A 17,442-nucleotide genomic window follows, 5' to 3' on the forward strand; every position below is an offset into this window, starting at 1 on the left:
AGCACTTCCAGCGTACCGGCCTGATCGATCTGCTCATTAGAGCGAGGCCTTTTTTGGAAGATGTATCGCCACACGCATGTGAGACGAAGCTGCTTTTTTGCCAAACCAAACCTTAGAACTTCGGCAAAGGCACCCCGCTTTCGACAGATCTCCTCATGGGCCACGCATTCTAGATAGATCTGTTATTTGACAGTATTTATAATTTTTATTATTCTAGCCCGCTTGAAGAGGAACATTTACTTGACGATTCGAAAGTCGAGGTAGGGATTTTATTGGGAAGCGCGACAGCAGCTCTCTAATCATAGGAGAGGCAATGCCATGCCTCGGCTGCTCAGCAACCTCTTCAGCCTACAGCTGACCTCGAGCATCCGCACAACCGTTAGAGCTTTTCCTCCGCTGCAATAGGAGAACTATCATGGATGACTTATCCCGGCGGTCGATGCTGGCGCTTAGCGCCCTTGGCGGTGCTGTCGTCGCGAGCGGCGCGACCAATGCCGCCACTTTCGGTAATCCCGACGAGCCGGCGGAAGGCGCGATCAACTCGACCCCTGCCGCCAATGCCAATCCGGGCCCGAGCAATCCCACCCTCGAAGCGCAGATTCCCGCGTTCCAGAACGCGCCGCCCACCGATGTCGGCAACTCGCCGATGTTCTGGTCGTCCTTCAACGTCATGCCCAAGCGCATCCAGAATGGCGGCTGGGCGCGGCAGATCACCAACGCCGAGTTCCCCGCCGCCAAGGAGGTGTCGGGCGTCAACATGCGGCTCGGCCCGGGCGGCATACGCGAGATGCACTGGCACCTCGCCGGCGAATGGGCGCTGATGACCAACGGCCAGTGCCGCATCACCGTGCTCGACCAGTTCGGCCATCCCTATTTCGCCGATGTTGGTCCGGGTGATCTTTGGTTCTTCCCCGCCGGCTGCCCGCATTCACTGCAGGGCATGGGTCCGGAAGGCGCCGAATTCCTGCTGGTCTTCGATGACGCCTACCAGTCCGAATACAACACCCTGCTGCTGACCGACTGGTTCGCGCATACGCCGCCGGAGGTGCTAGCGCAGAATTTCGGCGTGCCGGCGGAGACCTTCAAGAACATCCCGCTGCACGACCTCTGGATCTTCCAGGGCCAGGAGCCCCCGGCCCTCTCCGTCGACCTTGCCGCCGTGGCCGGCGCCGGCGCCCCCGCCGAGCCCTTCACCTTCTCGCTCGGCGGCTCGAAGCCAATCAAGCAGAATGCCGGCGGCCAGATCCAGCTCGCCGACAGCCGCACCTTCAAGGCCTCCAACACCATCGCGGCGGCACTCGAGACCATCAAGCCGGGTGCGCTGAGGCGCATGCACTGGCACCCCAACGCCGATGAGTGGCAGTACTGGATCAAGGGCAAGGGCCGCATGACGGTGTTCAACACCGGCCCCCGCGCCCTGACCATCGACTTCCAGGCGGGCGATCTCGGCGTCGTGCCCAAGAGCCAGGGCCACTACATCGTCAACACCGGTGACGAGGACGTGCAGGTCCTCGCGATCTTCAAGGCGCCGGAATACCAGGAGGTCGACCTCTCCGACTGGCTGACCCACGCGCCGCCAGAGCTGGTCGCTCAGCATCTCAACATCGATCCAGCGGTGATCTCGCGGTTCCCGAAGGGCCAGGCTGGCATCCAGCCCGCCTGAGCCTTCCGAACCATGCCGTAACCACGAGCGACAGGAGAGAACCATGGGTATCGCCAAGACAATTAGGCCGTATCACCAGCCTGCCGGCGGCTGGGGCGCGCTGAAGGCGATGGGCATGGCGCTAGCTGAGCAAGGTGTCGCGGTATCAGGTATGGCGCTGCTAGCACGCATAAACCAACCGAGCGGCTTCGATTGTCCCGGCTGCGGCTGGGCCGACCCCAAGCACACCTCGGCCTTCGAATATTGCGAGAATGGCGGCAAGGCAGTCGCCTGGGAGTCGACGGTCAAGCGCTGCACGCCCGAGTTCTTCGCCCAGCACAGAGTCGGCGAGCTCGCCATGTGGAGCGACTACGACCTGGAGATGGTCGGGCGCCTCACCCATCCCCTGCGCTACGACGCCTTCACCGACACCTATGTGCCGGTGAGCTGGGACGAGGCCTTCTCGATCGTCGGCCGGCACCTTAACGCCCTGCCCGATCCGAACATGGCGGATTTCTACACCTCCGGCCGGGCCTCGAACGAGGCGGCCTTTCTCTACCAGCTCTTCGCCCGCGAATACGGCACCAACAATTTCCCCGACTGCTCCAACATGTGCCACGAGGCCACCAGCGTCGGCTTGCCGCAGTCGCTCGGCGTCGGCAAGGGCACGGTGCTGCTGGAGGATTTCGAGAAGACCGACGCCATCCTCATCTTCGGCCAGAACCCGGGCACCAACTCTCCGCGCATGATGACCGACCTCCGCAATGCCTCGCGGCGCGGCTGCACCATTATGTCGTTCAACCCGTTCCGCGAGCGGGCACTGGAGCGCTTCCAGGCGCCGCAGAACCCGGTCGAGATGGCGACGCTCACCTCCACCCCGATTTCCGGCCGGCTGTTTCCGGTCAGGGTCGGCGGCGACGTCGCCCTGCTCAAGGGCATGATGAAATGGCTCGTCGAAGCCGACCGCCGCGCCCGCGCCGAGGATCGCGGACCGGTGCTCGACTGGGACTTCATCCGCGGCCACACGACCGGCATCGAGGCGCTGATCGCCGATCTCGACGCGACGCAATGGACGGATATCGAAGAGATCTCCGGCCTGCCGCGGGCCGAGATCGAGATCGCGGCGCAGGCCTACGCCAAGGCCGAACGTGCCATCCTCGTCTTCGGCATGGGCGTCACCCAGCACCGCCACGGCACGCAGAACGTCCAGCAACTCGCCAATCTCGCCCTGCTGCGCGGCAATATCGGGCGCGACGGCGCGGGCCTGTGCCCGGTGCGCGGCCATTCCAACGTGCAGGGGGACCGCACGGTCGGCATCACCGAGGTGCCGACGGCCGAGTTCCTCGACCGGCTGAAGGCGCGCTTCGGCTTCGAGCCGCCGCGCAAGCACGGCCACAACGTCGTCACCGGACTGGAAGCCATGGTGCGCGGCGAGGTGAAGGTGTTCGTGGGGCTCGGCGGCAACATCGCCGCCGCGGTGCCGGACTGGCAGCTCACCCGCGAGGCCATGCGCAAGCTCGACCTCACCGTCCACATCTCGACCAAGCTGAACCGCTCGCACCTCGTGCATGGCCGCGACGCGTTGATCCTGCCCTGCCTCGGCCGCACCGAGCTCGACATGCAGGCGGGCGGACCGCAATCGGTGACGGTGGAGGACTCCATGTCGATGGTCCACGCCTCGACCGGCCGCGCGACGCCCGCCTCCGAGCACCTGAAGAGCGAACCGGCCATCATCGCCGGCATCGCCAAGGCGACGCTCGGCGCACGCTCGGTCGTCGACTGGGACCGGCTGATCGGCGATTACGACCTGATCCGCGACGACATCGAGGCGGTGTTCCCGATCTTCGACGGCTACAATGCCCGTATCAAGGTGCCGGGCGGCTTCCACCTCACCTCGCTGGCGCGCGAGCGAATCTGGGCAACGCCCTCGGGCAAGGCCAACTTCCTCGTCTATGACAAGCTCGGCGAGGACCCGCGCCCTGACGAGCCGGACATGCTCTGGCTCACCACCATCCGCAGCCACGACCAGTACAACACCACGCTCTACTCGCTCTCCGACCGCTATCGCGGCGTCTACGGCCAGCGCGACGTGATCTTCCTAAACGAGGACGAGATGGCCCGGCGCGGGCTCAAGGCCGACGACCGGGTCGACATCGTCACTTTGTCGGATGACGGCATCGAGCGGGCGATCCGCGCCTTCAAGGTGGTGCCCTACACCTTTCCGGGCGGCAGCTGCGCCGCCTACTACCCGGAGGCCAATCCCCTGGTGCCGCTTTACGCGCACGACCCGCAGAGCTTCACCCCCGCCTCCAAGGGCGTGCCGGTCCGCCTCGTAAAGGTGGTTGCCGAACAGAGAGCGCACTGACATGGACGCGGTCGACCTCGCCCGGCTCCAGTTCGCCTTCACCATCGGCTTCCACATCTTGTGGCCGACCTTCACCATCGGCATCGCCTGGTTCATCACCATCCTCAGCGCCCAGTGGTGGCGCACCGGGCAGGTGATCTACCGCGACCTGATGCGCTTCTGGCTGAAGATCTTCGCCCTCGGCTTCGGCATGGGCGTGATCACCGGCATCGTGCTCAGCTACGAGATCGGCACCAACTGGGCGGGCTATTCGCGCTCGGTGGCCAACGTGCTCGGCCCGATGTTCATGTACGAGACGCTGACCGCCTTCTTTCTGGAGGCCGGCTTTATCGGCATCATGCTGTTCGGCGAGGGGCGCGTGTCCAGGGGCGCGCATTTCTTCGCCTGCCTGATGGTCTCCTCCGGCGCCGTGTTCAGCGCCACCTGGATCATCGCCGCCAATAGCTGGATGCAGACGCCGGCCGGTGCGGTGGCGGATGCCGACGGCATCTTCCACGTGGTCGACTGGTGGCGGGCGATCTTCACCGCCTCCTTCCCCTATCGCCTCGCCCATATGGTGTGCGCGAGCTTCCTCACCGGCTCCTTCGTCGTGGCCGGCGTCTCGGCCTTCCACATGTGGCGCGGGCAGCATCTGGCGGCGAGCCGCAAGGCGTTCTCTATGGCGATGTGGCTGGCGCTGGTTCTGGCGCCGACGCAGGCCTTCATCGGCGATCTGCACGGGCGCAACACGCTCGTGCACCAACCGACCAAGCTCGCGGCGATGGAAGGCCTGTGGGACACCACCAAGGGACCGGCGATGACCGTGATCGCCTGGCCGGACCAGGACGAGCAACGCAACCTCTACGCCATTGAGATCCCGCATCTCGCCAGTCTCTATCTGACCCATAGCTGGGACGGCGAGGTGCAGGGTCTCAAGGCGGTGCCGCCTTCCGACCAGCCCAACGTGCCCGTCGTGTTCTTTGCCTTCCGCATCATGGTGGGCATCGCCATGATCCTGCTGGCGACGGCTGTTACCGGCTTCGTGCTGCGGTTGCGCGGAAAACTGTTCGAGACGCGCTGGTTCCAGCTGCAAGCTATGGCGGTGACGCCGCTCGGCTTCCTGGCCGTGCTCGCCGGCTGGACCACCACCGAGGCCGGGCGCCAGCCCTGGGTCATCTACGGCCATCTGCGCACGGCGGACGCCGTGGCGCCGGTGACGGCGGGCGCGGTGACGACGAGCCTCATCATCTTCTTCGTCGTCTACAACGTGCTGATGCTGGCCTTCATCTGGTTCGCCGGCCGCGTGGCCCTGAAGGGGCCGGTCGACACCTCGCCGCCGGTGCTGGAGCGTCCCGGCATCGACCGCGCCAATGCGGGCCTGTTCGACAGCAGCAATGTCCCCGCGTCGGCCATCGGCGCCCAGCAGTCGGGAGCGACGTCATGACCGAGCTCATGCAGGCGGAATATGTGCCGCTCTTTTTCGGGGCGCTCGCCGCCTTCTGCGTCACCGTCTATGTGCTGGCCGACGGGCTCGACCTCGGCGTCGGCATCATCTTCCTGGTCGCCCCGCGCGATGAGGACCGCGACCTGATGATGGCCTCGATCGAGCCGGTCTGGGACGGCAACGAGACCTGGTTGGTGATGGGCGGCACCCTGCTCATCGCGGCCTTTCCCGCCGGCTACTACATCCTGCTGCCGGCCTTCTACCTGCCGATCATGTTCATGCTGTTCGCGCTGATCTTCCGCGGCGTCGCCTTCGGCTTCCGCCTGCAGGCGACGACGTTCCGCCTCGTCTGGGATATCGCCTTCTCCGCCGGCTCCATCTTCGCGACCTTTTGCCAGGGCTTCATCCTCGGCGGGCTGATCAATGGCGTGCCGGTGACGGAGGGGATGTTCTCGGGCGGGCCGTTCAGCTTCCTCAGCATACTCGGCGTGCTGTGCGGCGCCGGCCTCGTCGGCGGCTACGCCCTGCTCGGCGCAGGCTGGCTGATCTGGAAGACGGACGGGGCGACGCAGGTCTTCGCCCGCGAGATCGCCCATGCGGCGCTGATCCTCACCGGCGCGATGATGGCGCTGGTCAGCGCCTGGAGCGCGCTCACCGTGCCGGAAGTGGCGGCGCGCTGGTTCGCCTGGCCGAACATCGCCTTCCTTGCGCCGGTGCCGCTGGTGACGCTCGCCGTCATCCTCGCCGCCTGGCGCGGCATCTGGGGTAGGCCCGAGGCGCGCACCTTCATCCTCGGCATCGCGCTGTTCGCGCTCGGCCTGATCGGCCTCGTGGTCAGCCTGTGGCCCTATGTGGTGCCGCGCCATCTCACGGTGTGGGACGGCACTTCCGACCCGCAATCGCTGGCCTTCATCGCCGTCGGGCTGGTGATCATCCTGCCCATCGTCCTTGCCTATCAGGCGCATGCCTACTGGGTGTTCCGCGGCAAGACGGTGCGTCTGGGAGGCGGCTATGGCGGCGGGCACTGAAGCGCAACTTGGTGGTCGTTTGGGCCGGCGGTGGCAACGCGTAGCCACCGTAGCCACATCGAGGCTATCCGAAGTGGAAGTCTTATCGCGGGAAATTAGCTTATATGCACCGATGAATAAATCGATTTCATATTTCGATCTTACGGGATTCACTTCAGCCACTTATGCTAGCAGGCAACCCCAACTTAATTCTTTCGATCTGGTCGCTCACGTATTGATGCCGATCCGCGTCCATCGTCATGGGTTGAAACCGGCACATTTCATTGAGTGGCTTATCCGAACATATTTCCGGTAGGTAGATCAGACGACAATGACAACCATAGAGGCCGACGAAGCGTCGGAAATCTAGCGATCGACATAGTGAACTCGGCCTGAATTCAATGTTCAGTGAAGAGAATAATTCACCTACTGCAATGTTGCAGCCGCACAGGAGGCGTTCAGTTGCCAATGCGATCACAGCTATCCTGTTACAGGCGGAAGCGATTAATCAAAACGGACAGTCAATACATTTCCCTATCTCAGAGATTATTTATTCCGCGGAAAAAATTAAGGAAAGCGCTAAACTTATCTGGCAACTCCTCGAACAGGCAGAAGATTAGATCCGATTCTAGGTGCCGCATATTCCAAATGGATGCCAGCACGATGACTGACCATTTGAGATTGCCCTGCAATGGGCGCGGCGTGAAGTGATGAACCTCGTTCAGGCGAGTTCCGCCGCCCCGATCCGAAGTTAGCACCGTGCCAGCTGTCACCGACACACAGCCGCTCGCCTTGGCCGGCATTCCCGCCAGTGCTTGGACCTTTGCGCTAAGAATGTGGCTCGCTCTCGTCGGCGCTCTCTATGTCAGCTTTTGGCTGCAGCTCGACACGGCCTACTCCGCCGCGCTCACCGTGGCGATCGTTGCCATCCCCACGCGCGGTCAAACCATGGAAAAAGCCGTTTTCAGGCTGTTGGGCACGGTGATTGGCTGCGCCGCCTCCATCACCATCGTCGGCCTGTTCGCCCAAACGCAGGTTCTGCTGCTGGCGGCCATCGCAGTATGGATCGGGGCCTGCATATACATGGCCGCGCTGCTCGACGGCAACCGAGCTTACATGGCAGGGATTGGCGTCATCACCGTGGCGCTCGTCGTGCTCGAACATCTCGACGATCCCCAGGACGTCTTCGATGCCGTCACCGGGCGCGGGGCCGCGATCGTCGTCGGCATCCTCGCCGTCGCGTTCGTCAACGACCTCTTCGCGGCACCAGACTATTATCCGCAGGTGCTGGCAAAGCTGTCCGATCTGCACCGTCGAATCACTGGCTATGCGGAGCGTTGCGCGGAAGGTGAGCCACAGCCGTCGACAATGGCGGCCGGTCTCCTGCGCGAGCTTACGCTCCTACGCTCCGAAATCACCGGCCTCACTACGGAATCGAGTGCCGGGCCGGCGCGCAGCGCGGCCGCCCGCACCGCCATGGTCAATCTCGTAGCCATGGTCGCGACGGCGCGCGTGCTGGCCGATCTACCGTCGAACTCGCCCTGCGCCCCGAAGATCACGGACGAATTGCTGCGCAAGAATGCCGAGGTTCACGAAAATCTCTCGAGCCTGCGCGCTGGAAGGCGCCCCGTGCACGAACGGCAAGCCCCGGTCTATCGCTCACAGCGGATCGCCTTGGCAAAAGGGGCTCGGGCGGCCATCTACTTCACCCTGGCCGCGATCTTCTTTGTCATCGCGGGTTGGCCCGCGGCGGATGCGGCCTTGGCGCTGGCGGTGATCCCGATCAGCTTGAGTGCGACCATGTCCGATCCGGCCGTGACCACCCGGGTCTCGGTGATCGCTGCTCCGATCTCCTGCTTCTTCGGCGGACTGCTGAAATTCGTCGTGCTAGGCGGCGTTAGCGCCTTTCCGCTGCTAGCGCTCGCTCTGGCGCCGTTCGTCATGGGATCTGCGCTGCTGATGACCGGCCCCAATCCGCTTCTTGCGGGTGTCGGCCGGCTCAACGTCGTCTTCATCGTGCTGCTGCTGCAGCCGAGCAATCCACAGAGCTACGACCCGCAGGCCTTCCTTATCTCCTGCCTTTTCCTCGTCCTGGCCACGCTCCTCCTGTTCGCGATCCAGATCGTGTTGCCGCCGTTGTCCGGCGAGCGGCGCATCCTTTGGCTGGAGAGATTCGCGCGCCGCGATCTCGAAGCGCTGGAGGCGGGCGCCGCCAGGCGCCTGACGCCTGAGGAAGCGGCATTCCGCGATGCGGCGCGCATTGGCGAGATGATGACGGCCGGTGGTTCGGCGCCGCAGAATCAGACAGCCGTCGCAGGAGCCCTCGCCTGCTTCGACCGTGCCGCGTGGATGCGGCTGTGCGTCGATCGGCCTGGCACGAAGCGGGAGCCCTGACCGCCATGTTCTCGGAGCTCATTATCGGCGGTGTGCTGATCGCCCCTGCGGTTTCCTATGCGGTGGTCGCGCTCGTCATCATTCTGGTGCTGCGCACCCTGCTGCGCGCCGTTGGGTTCACCCGCTTGGTCAGCAATCCCGCGCTAGCGGAACTCGGTCTCTACGTCACGATCTTCAGCCTGCTCATCCAATTTGCTTGAGGGTACAGCCATGGACGCGCGCCAGCCGGAGGTGCAACTGCAGCTGCGCGAGAATCCCGCCCACGAACCGCCCAGCGGCAACGCGCCGGCCGCGCGTGCCGGGACGGAGGAGCACCCAGCCGGTTTGGTGACGCCGCCGACGGCAGCTACGCCCCGCCGCCTCGGCCATTTTCTCCGATCAGCCGGCCCGCATCTCCTCACCGTGGCCATCGTGGTAATTGCCCTCTCGACGGCGCTCGTCGCGTGGCAGTATTACGTATTGACACCATGGACGCGCGACGGTGCGGTTCGCGTGCAGGTGGCCAATGTCGCTCCGCAGATCTCCGGCCAGATCGTTGACGTCAAGGTCTCCGACAACCAGTTCGTCCGGGCCGGCGACGTGCTCTACATCATCGATGCCTTCGACTTCGAGGTGAGCCAGCGCGCCGCCAAGGCCCTGATGGACCAGCGCGCCGCCGACCTCGAGGTGAAGCAGGCAGAGTCGCAGCGTCGGCAGAATCTCTCGCCCATCGCGACCACCCCGGAGGAGCAGCAGATCTATGCCGGCAACGCCGCGCAGGCGAAGGCCGCCTTCGACGCGGCGGGCCAACAATTCGCGCAGGCCGAGGTGAACTTGAAGCGCACCAAGGTACTGAGCCCCGTTGACGGCTACGTCACCAACCTCCTGCTGCGCGTCGGCGACTACGCTCAAACCGGCATCACAAACATCTCGGTCATCGACTCGAACAGCTTCTGGATCGACGGCTATTTCGAAGAGACCAAGATGGCCAAGATATGCATTGGCGACTACGCCGAGGCCAAGTTGATGGGCTATTCCGCGCCGATCACCGGGCATGTCGAGACCATGACGCGCGGCATCAGCGTGTCCAACGCCGAAGTTGGCACGCAGGGACTGCCCAACGTCAACCCGATCTATACCTGGGTGCGCCTCGCCCAGCGCGTGCCGGTGCGTGTAGCCATCGACCATGTGCCACCGGGAGTGCCACTAGTCTCCGGTCTGACGGCGACGGTGAGCATCCTGCCGTCGCTCCCGGATCGTCCGGCCGAGTTCACGGGTATCTCTGCCCGCGCGTTGAGCCTTTTGTCGGAGATCTTCTACGGCCCGCCCCCGCCCCGGCCCGGATGCATCGCTGCCACGGCCGCCCCGCCGGCGGAGGAGAGGATTCCAGTGCCGGTAGATTCCTCACTGCCCCCCGCCAGCAACCTGGAACCTGGCCTAGCGCCCGGCCTCAGGTCGCCGCCGACCGTTCCGACTGGACAATAGCTATCAATAAAAAAGCGTTCAATACGAAAATAATGACTCTCTCATATATTGTATATTTTCTCGGTATTCGGAAATAATTTCCGACTTAACTTTTACTTTTGTTTCAATTAATCTTAATATACTGATAGTATATACAATATAACGAGTCGTTGACGAAGCAATTTCTTTAAGGATATCTCGGAACAAATGAGGTCGAGTATGTCGATCCCAGCGTGGCGTGCGGCGAAGGAGGGCCTCTATTCCCTCGTTCTGGGCACAGTACTCCTCATCGGATTTCCGATGATGGGCGCGAGAGCCGAGGTTGCGAGCGCGTCGGCCTTTTACCGAGCATCAAAGGCAGAGATTGCCGGAAAGCCTGGCACCTTGGCCCGGATCCAAAGTGTCCCACCGCCACCGGGCGCTGCTGCAGCCTACCGCATTATCTACCGCTCGCGCGGGCATTCCGGCAGCATTCTCATTTCTGGCCTCGTCGCGATACCTAGCCTTACGGGAAGCGATGGTCCAAGGCCGATCGTCTCCTGGGGGCACGGTACCACTGGAATTGCTTCGAGTTGCGCCCCATCCTTCCATCCGGAAGAGGGCTTCGAGAATATCGCTGGGTTGAAGGGCTTGTTGGCAAAGAAATACCTTGTCGTCGCCACCGACTATCAGGGCCTAGGGGAGGATGGCCGCACCGGTTATCTTGAGGGTGTCGGTGAGGCGCGAGCGATGATCGATGCGGCCCGTGCAATTCGACAGATTCCAGGGGTCCGGGTCGCAAGCCGATATGCGACTTGGGGCTTCTCACAAGGAGGTCATGCTTCCCTCTTCGCCGGAGCAGTCGGACGTGGCTACGCTCCCGACATGCTCCTTGTCGGCGTGGCTGCCGTCTCGGCACCTACGGAACTGCTCCCGCTCATGAAGGCAGACATCGGCACCATCGGCGGGGACGTCATCGCTTCGTATGTGGCGTGGTCCTGGAGCAAGGCTTACAACGCACCCCTTACCGCGATATTGAATAGCCGTGCGGCGGCCACCGTACGGCGGATCGCGAAAGCCTGTAGTTTGAACTTCACAGAGGATATCGCTCTCGGGCTCGAGTCGCTGGCGTTCCAGAATGAGGGTTTTCTCAAGGACAATGCCGCCAAGCAGGAAGAGTGGCAGCGGCTTATAGCGCGCAACTCAGTTCCGATACTGCGCGTCCCCGTCTTTATGGCTCAGGGTCAGCTCGATGTGTATGTAAAAACCGATATAACGCGCGACTATGTGCGTCGGCTCTGTCAAGCTAATACGGACGTGATCTATCGGGAGTTTCCACTAACTACTCATGGCGGGGCAGCGATGGCGAGCTCCGAGCAGGCAGTGGAGTGGCTCGATGCTCGGTTTTCAAATCGATCGCTCCCTACTACATGCAAATAGTGAATGAAGAATGCTATCTGGAACCGCCCCAATTCACTACACGCAAAGCTTAATTCACAGATGGCCCTCCATCCCTAGTAATCGGGCTTGAACTATTTGGTTAGACGATTGCGGGAGCGGGCCGGATGTCAACCCAAGCAGCCAGGTGCCGCCCGCCAGACGTTGCCGTTCAGATCGCGCCGGACATCCGCCCGCGCGCCAAGCCATGCACACGCCGGCGGCACGTGGCGCAGCTCCACACCCATCTCTCGGCACCGATCAACGCCTGAGCATCCAGAGCCGCTAATCTTCCCGCCGACCCGTAGTGACGTGAAGGCGGAGAAACACTCCTTTCAACGACGGTGCGTTTTGCTGTACCCGATCTGCGCAGGGCGGGTACAGCGTTTTGACGTAACCTTAGATCTGCCGCAGGCCACCATCGACGCACAATTCGGCACCGGCGATGTAGCTCGCGTCATCGCTCAACAAGAACAAGGCGGCGGCAGCCACTTCTGAAGGTCGCGCCATTCGTCCCATCGGGATCGGAGCGACAAGCGCCGCACGCATGTCCTCCGGCACCGCAGCCATCATTTCCGTATCGGTTGGACCGGGCGCGACGACGTTGACGCGTATACCTTTGGGCGCAAGCTCTGCCGTCCAGGTGCGGGCATAGGAACGGACCGCTGATTTGGTGGCGGCATAGGTTCCGTACGAAGAATAACCCGCGTTATCGGCAATGGATCCGACGAGGACGACCGACCCACCTCCTGTCATTGCGGGGAGAGCCGCCTGCAGACTGAAAACCATCCCGCGGACGTTGACGCCGAAGTGGCGGTCGAAGTGGTCCGGCGTTATTTCGGCTATTTGCGCTGGCTCCGAGAGGCCTGCATTCAATACCAGCGCGTCAATACGGCCGGATGCTTTGCGCACTTTTTTGACAGCCTCCACCATATCTTCGGGGACACTGGCATCGGCGGCAATGCCGACCGCGTCGTCACCGATAGCCTTCGCCGCCTTGTCGGCATCGTCACTTCTACGACTGGTGAGGAACACCTTCGCCCCTTCGGCGGACAGCCGCTCGGCAATTGCCAAGCCTATGCCCTTGGCGCCGCCGACCACCAGCGCAACCTTGTCACTCATTCGAGCCATCGTAGATCCTTTCCATTGATGGTCTCGGGATGATATACAGTGGATATCTGATATCAATTACGCACCTGAAGTAGCCTAGATATGGACGAGTATACCGACCTCGAAGCACTCTCTCGTTGCGCCCTTGGCGAGATGGCGCGGGTTCGTCCGGTGCTGGACAAGATCGCCGACAAATGGACAATTCTGATACTGACGGTGATCTGTCCAAAACCCTCGCGCTTCAACGAGATCAAGCGGCGTCTCGACGGGATCACGCACAAGGCCCTGGCCGACGCTTTGAAGAGGCTTGAGCGGAACGGCCTTGTGACGAGAACCGTATTGCCGACGCAGCCGATTGGCGTGGAATATGCGATCACGCCGCTCGGCCATTCGCTGCGGGAGCCTTTCGAAGCACTGTGTTCATGGGCCGCGGCCAATGGCGACAAGGTCGAAGCGGCCACGCTACGCTATGACAACGCGGGAAAGCATCGCTGACGCTGTCGCTATAATCGCTGCTGGCGCTGCTGAGCTACTCCCCAGTAATCGGACAATGACGGGTGCTACGCTTTGACGTCAGCTGGTTTCCATTGACGAGGAGATCAGGACATGTGCAAACGCAGGAACCATGATGCCGGCTTCATCCGAAGGTCATCGTCCACATCCGCTTAGATGATCATTACCTCGACATCGTCGAGCAGGGTTATCGACGTCGCGGTTCGTCTCGGCGAGTGGGCCGACTGCCGGCTTCTGAGCTGGCGTTTCGCGTCCTTGGAGGAAACGCCCCGCCGCCACCTCAACCCGCGACAAGTGCCGGGTAGTCAGTATAGCCCTCCGCGCCGCCGCCTGCGTAAAAGAGTGCTGGACGGACCTCGTTGAGCGGCCCGTTCGTCTTGAGGCGATGCACGAGATCTGGATTGGCGAGCGCCATGACACCGAGAGCCTCGATGTCGGCAAGTCCCGTCGCGAGATCCGCGCCCACCTGTTCGCGTTTGCGACCGGGGCGGTTGAGAACCAGCACGCCGCCGAATTTCCTACGAAGCTCCTCCAGCAGCGGGTCCTGGCGGACATAGAGGACATGGAGATAGGAGAGGCCCATTCCGGCGAACTCGGCCGCCAGATGGCGATAGAGATCGTCATTGCCCCGGCCTTCCGAGATGCCGCCCGTGGAGATGCCGGGGGAAAGGCGGAGTGCGGTCCTCTCCGGGCCGATGGCGTCAGCGATGGCTTGCACGACGTCAATCGCGAAACGCGCGCGGTTTTTGATCGAACCGCCATAGTCGTCGGTGCGGTGATTGGCGTCCGGCGCAAGGAACTGGTGGACCAGATAGCCATTCGCGCCATGCACTTCCACCCCGTCCGCGCCGGCTTCAATGGCACGTCTCGCCGCGGTGGCGAAGTCGGCCACAGTCTGCTTGACCTCGTCAGTCGTCAGTTCGCGCGGTTCCGGGATGGGCTGCATGCCGTTCATCGTGAACATGCCCTCGCCGGGAGCGATGGCCGAGGGCGCGACCGGCTGGCGATGATGTGGCGTGTTGTCCGGATGTGACCGTCGGCCGACATGCATGAGCTGGATGAACAGGCGGCCACCTGCGGCGTGGACTGCATCGGTCACCTTGCGCCAACCGGCGACGTGCGCCTCGGTGTAGATGCCGGGTGTGGCGAGATAGCCTTGCCCGTCATCGGACGGCTGCGTGCCCTCGGTGATGAGGAGGCCCATCGTGGCGCGCTGGGCGTAATATTCGGGCGCAAGATCACCTGGGGTGCCGTCGGGTTTGGCCCGGCTACGGGTCATCGGCGCCATGGCGAGGCGATGCGGCAGCTTCAAGCTGCCGATCCTAATGGGCGACCAGACATCGCTCATGGTTCGTCTCCTTGCATTTGTGATATTGAGGGTCAGAGCCGACCTTCGGCCAGCAATTCGCGGGTGCGCTTGAGCGTCGACAGCAATGCGGCCTTGTAGCCCGTGTCGCTGTCGAACCGCGCCTGTTCGGCCTGCTCCTCGGGTCCATTCGGCTGCTTGTCTCGTAGCCCGAGGTAGCAATAGAACCTGAGGTGGAGCTCGCCGCCCTCGTCCTCGAACAGTTCGTTGACGATGGCGCCTTCTCGCGGGCCGGTGGCTTGCAAGAAGGTCACCTTGCGCCGGGGCTCGAGCGTGATGATCTCGCGCAGATCCGCGCCGGCGATGGTCGCTTCGCGCACGAAATGGGTCGCGCTTTCCTCGGTCACATCGCAGCGGGTGCAGAGGCCTGCGGGCAAGAACAGCCGGGCATCACGGGCCTTCAGCTCCAGGCCCTTCCAAACCTGTTCGCAGGTCAGCTTGGTTTCGCCGGTGGGGTTCACCGGCACGGTTGCGGTCGAATAGATCATGACGGTTTTCCTTGGAATCGCGGGATTGCGCCGCCTCAGGCCCCGCGCGCGAGTTCGGCGGCGAAGTCCCGGTACGAATGGAGCGGGCGACCGAGCAGGCTGGTCAGACGCTCGACATCGCCGGCGTTCGGGATCATGCCGTCGCTAACATAGCGCTCGGCCATCAGGCGCATCTCGTAGGCCGTCCATTTGGGCATGAACTGCGCCATGTTCTGCTCGAAGCCGCTGGGGTCGTCGCCGCCATAGACGATGGGACGGCCAAGGACTTCGGACCAGATTGCCGCGATGCCCTGACCCGTCAGAGTGTCGGGACCGACCAGATCTATGGTGTCGACCGGCAGTCTGCCCGCAGCTTGGTCGCGACGGATCAGTTCGATCGCGGCGACCTCGGCGATGTCGCGGGCGTCGACCATCGCGACGCCCTTGCCGCCGATCGGCATAGGATAGACCCCGTGATCGAAGACGACGTCCTTGATCATGACCTCATTGTCGATGAAGTAGGATGGGCGCAGGATCGTGGCGCTGAAGCCCATCTGCCCGAGCATGCGCTCGGCGCCGAACTTCACCGCGAAATGCGGCACGTTCACCGCGCGATCGGCGTCGAACACCGACAGATAGACCACCCGCTCGACGCCGGCTTCGCGGGCGATGTTCAGCGTGATGAGCGCTTGGGTAAATTCGTCGCCGGTGACGGCGTTGAGCAAGAACAGCGTGCGCACACCGTCAAAGGCGCTCCGCAGCGCATCGATGTCGAGCAGGTCGCCCTGCGCGACTTCGACGCCGGCCGGGACATTGGCCTTGGATGCGTCGCGGGTAAGGACACGAACCGTCGCGCCGCGTTGCACGAGCTGGTGGACGACATGGCGGCCGACACGGCCGGTCGCACCGGTAACGAGGATGGTCATGGGGGTCACTCCTGTTTGGGTCAAGTCGATAGACGCCAATTTAGTGATCCACTTTCTTCTCGATAGCCGCTATATCTGGACACACTGTCTCGCTGGTGGAACACGTGGATCTTCTCACGCTGGCCGATTTCAATCTGGTTGCCCGCCACGGGGGGTTCGGAAAGGCCGCGCGTGCAACCGGTCGCCCTAAGGCGACGCTGTCGCGCCGCGTGGCCGAATTGGAAGCGAGGCTCAATCTGCGGCTGTTCGAGCGGGGGGCGCGAACGTTGAAACTCACCGAGGAAGGGCGGGCCCTGTTCGAAAGAACGGGCCAGTTGCTCACGGAGCTAGACGAGACGGCGGCAGCGATCGCTTCAGGCGGACGCAGCCCCCGCGGCAGGCTTCGGATCAGCGCGCCGTTGCTGTTCGCGCAAGCGGCATTGGGCAAGCTTGCGGCCGGCTTCGTGCTGAAATACCCGGAGGTTCAGGTCGAGATCATCGTCGAGGATCGGGCTGTCGATATGATTGAGGAGGCTTATGATCTGGTCATCCGCGTCAATCCGCAGCCTGATGCCAGCCTTGTCGGACGGGCCTTCCTGCGTGATCGGCAGGTCGTCGTCGCTGCACCCGGCGTGACTTGGCCGGCGGACGGGACTGCTGTCCCCGTAGTGGTGCGGGGGACCATCGGCCAGGCCGACCCGTGGAAGGTGGTGACGCCCACCGGGGCCGTCGAGCTTGCCGTTCTGCCTGTGCTTGCCATGTCGTCCAACATGATGTTGCGCGATGCGGTGCGCATGGGCGTAGGCGCGGCGCGGCTGCCGCTTTCCGTGGTCCGTGGGGACATCGCCGCCGGCAGGCTCATACATTGGGGCGATGTGGAGGGAGGGGAGACTGCGCTCTGGGCTCTCTATCCGACACGGCGGCTGCTCAGCGCTCGGGTATCGGCATTTCTTGGGTACCTTAAAGATGCATTCCCGGAAGGAACCTCCGACGAACTCGCCGCCTATGTGGGAGGCTGACGCTTCAACCGCGACACAAGTCGGAAGTTGGTGGTGGTTTCCCAAGCAGACATGATGAGAGCCGCCACGATGATTTGGCGCCGATGCGCCCGAGGCCGCCAGCCTCGACGCGCTGGTCGAACGGCCCTTCACCGGGAAGGAGCTGCGGCGCGACCAGGAAGCCGGCTATCCATTCGGCGGCTGCGTCGCCCGCGCACTGGGGCAGGTGGTGCGCATCCACCGGCCTCGGGCACTGCGAGCCGCCCGCTCGGGCTTGCCGATGGCCGACGCGACGTTGGCTCATCACCTGGGCGCCCCTCGCCCGAGACACGGCCGCGATCCCGACCGTACCGGCCCGATGTTCGGGAGATCCCGGCCAGATGGAGAACGTGC

14 protein-coding genes are annotated in these 17,442 nt (G+C 63.2%); 10 read left to right on the forward strand and 4 right to left on the reverse strand.

All coding sequences use genetic code 11. From position 1 onward, the window contains the following. Positions 1-415: 415 nt before the first annotated feature. From J2X65_RS23950 to J2X65_RS23985, 8 genes are all read left to right on the forward strand, one after another. Positions 416-1,663, forward strand: a complete 1,248-nt coding sequence (locus J2X65_RS23950) for a cupin domain-containing protein (protein ID WP_310206993.1) — start codon at positions 416-418, stop codon at positions 1,661-1,663. Positions 1,664-1,706: 43 nt separating this feature from the next. Then, on the forward strand, positions 1,707-4,007 hold the full coding sequence (locus J2X65_RS23955) for an FdhF/YdeP family oxidoreductase (protein ID WP_310206996.1): 2,301 nt from the start codon (positions 1,707-1,709) through the stop codon (positions 4,005-4,007). Position 4,008: 1 nt separating this feature from the next. After that, positions 4,009-5,430, forward strand: a complete 1,422-nt coding sequence (locus tag J2X65_RS23960; protein WP_310206999.1) for a cytochrome ubiquinol oxidase subunit I — start codon at positions 4,009-4,011, stop codon at positions 5,428-5,430. Beyond that, complete coding sequence (locus tag J2X65_RS23965; protein ID WP_310207002.1) at positions 5,427-6,458, forward strand: cytochrome d ubiquinol oxidase subunit II; 1,032 nt, start codon at positions 5,427-5,429, stop codon at positions 6,456-6,458. The genes J2X65_RS23960 and J2X65_RS23965 overlap by 4 nt, the downstream gene beginning before the upstream one ends. Before the next feature lie 738 nt (positions 6,459-7,196). After that, positions 7,197-8,831, forward strand: a complete 1,635-nt coding sequence (locus tag J2X65_RS23970) for an FUSC family protein (protein ID WP_310207005.1) — start codon at positions 7,197-7,199, stop codon at positions 8,829-8,831. A 5-nt stretch (positions 8,832-8,836) separates the two neighbouring features. After that, a complete protein-coding gene (locus tag J2X65_RS23975; RefSeq protein ID WP_310207007.1) occupies positions 8,837-9,031 on the forward strand; it encodes a DUF1656 domain-containing protein in 195 nt (64 codons plus the stop codon). A 10-nt stretch (positions 9,032-9,041) separates the two neighbouring features. Further along, entirely contained in the window at positions 9,042-10,295 is a 1,254-nt protein-coding gene (locus J2X65_RS23980) for an HlyD family secretion protein (RefSeq protein ID WP_310207010.1), read from the forward strand. A gap of 198 nt (positions 10,296-10,493) precedes the next feature. Next, the gene (locus J2X65_RS23985; protein WP_310207013.1) at positions 10,494-11,693 is read left to right on the forward strand and encodes a lipase family protein; all 1,200 of its coding nucleotides are present in this window, start codon (positions 10,494-10,496) and stop codon (positions 11,691-11,693) included. Between the two features lie 396 nt (positions 11,694-12,089). Here J2X65_RS23985 and J2X65_RS23990 read toward each other — a convergent pair whose 3' ends face one another. Then, complete coding sequence (locus J2X65_RS23990; RefSeq protein WP_310207016.1) at positions 12,090-12,821, reverse strand: SDR family oxidoreductase; 732 nt, start codon at positions 12,819-12,821, stop codon at positions 12,090-12,092. 81 nt (positions 12,822-12,902) lie between these two features. On the opposite strand from J2X65_RS23990, the gene J2X65_RS23995 reads away from it, so the two are divergent. Further along, positions 12,903-13,295, forward strand: a complete 393-nt coding sequence (locus tag J2X65_RS23995; RefSeq protein ID WP_310204654.1) for a helix-turn-helix domain-containing protein — start codon at positions 12,903-12,905, stop codon at positions 13,293-13,295. A 298-nt stretch (positions 13,296-13,593) separates the two neighbouring features. Here the strand turns inward: J2X65_RS23995 and J2X65_RS24000 are convergent, their stop codons facing one another. The 3 genes from J2X65_RS24000 to J2X65_RS24010 are packed head-to-tail and all read right to left on the reverse strand — an operon-like array spanning position 13,594 to position 16,072. Next, complete coding sequence (locus J2X65_RS24000) at positions 13,594-14,661, reverse strand: alkene reductase (RefSeq protein WP_310207019.1); 1,068 nt, start codon at positions 14,659-14,661, stop codon at positions 13,594-13,596. Between the two features lie 32 nt (positions 14,662-14,693). After that, positions 14,694-15,167 carry an AtaL-like protein gene (locus J2X65_RS24005; protein WP_310207021.1) on the reverse strand — a complete coding sequence of 158 codons (474 nt, stop codon included), beginning with the start codon at positions 15,165-15,167 and terminating at the stop codon, positions 14,694-14,696. 35 nt (positions 15,168-15,202) lie between these two features. Next, positions 15,203-16,072, reverse strand: coding sequence for an NmrA/HSCARG family protein (locus J2X65_RS24010; protein WP_310207024.1), 870 nt, complete (start codon positions 16,070-16,072; stop codon positions 15,203-15,205). A 104-nt stretch (positions 16,073-16,176) separates the two neighbouring features. Between J2X65_RS24010 and J2X65_RS24015 the strand changes: the two genes are divergently transcribed. Further along, a complete protein-coding gene (locus J2X65_RS24015) occupies positions 16,177-17,070 on the forward strand; it encodes a LysR substrate-binding domain-containing protein (RefSeq protein WP_310207027.1) in 894 nt (297 codons plus the stop codon). Positions 17,071-17,442 lie beyond the last annotated feature (372 nt).

Source organism: Ancylobacter sp. 3268, from assembly GCF_031456575.1.
Classification (GTDB): domain Bacteria; phylum Pseudomonadota; class Alphaproteobacteria; order Rhizobiales; family Xanthobacteraceae; genus Ancylobacter.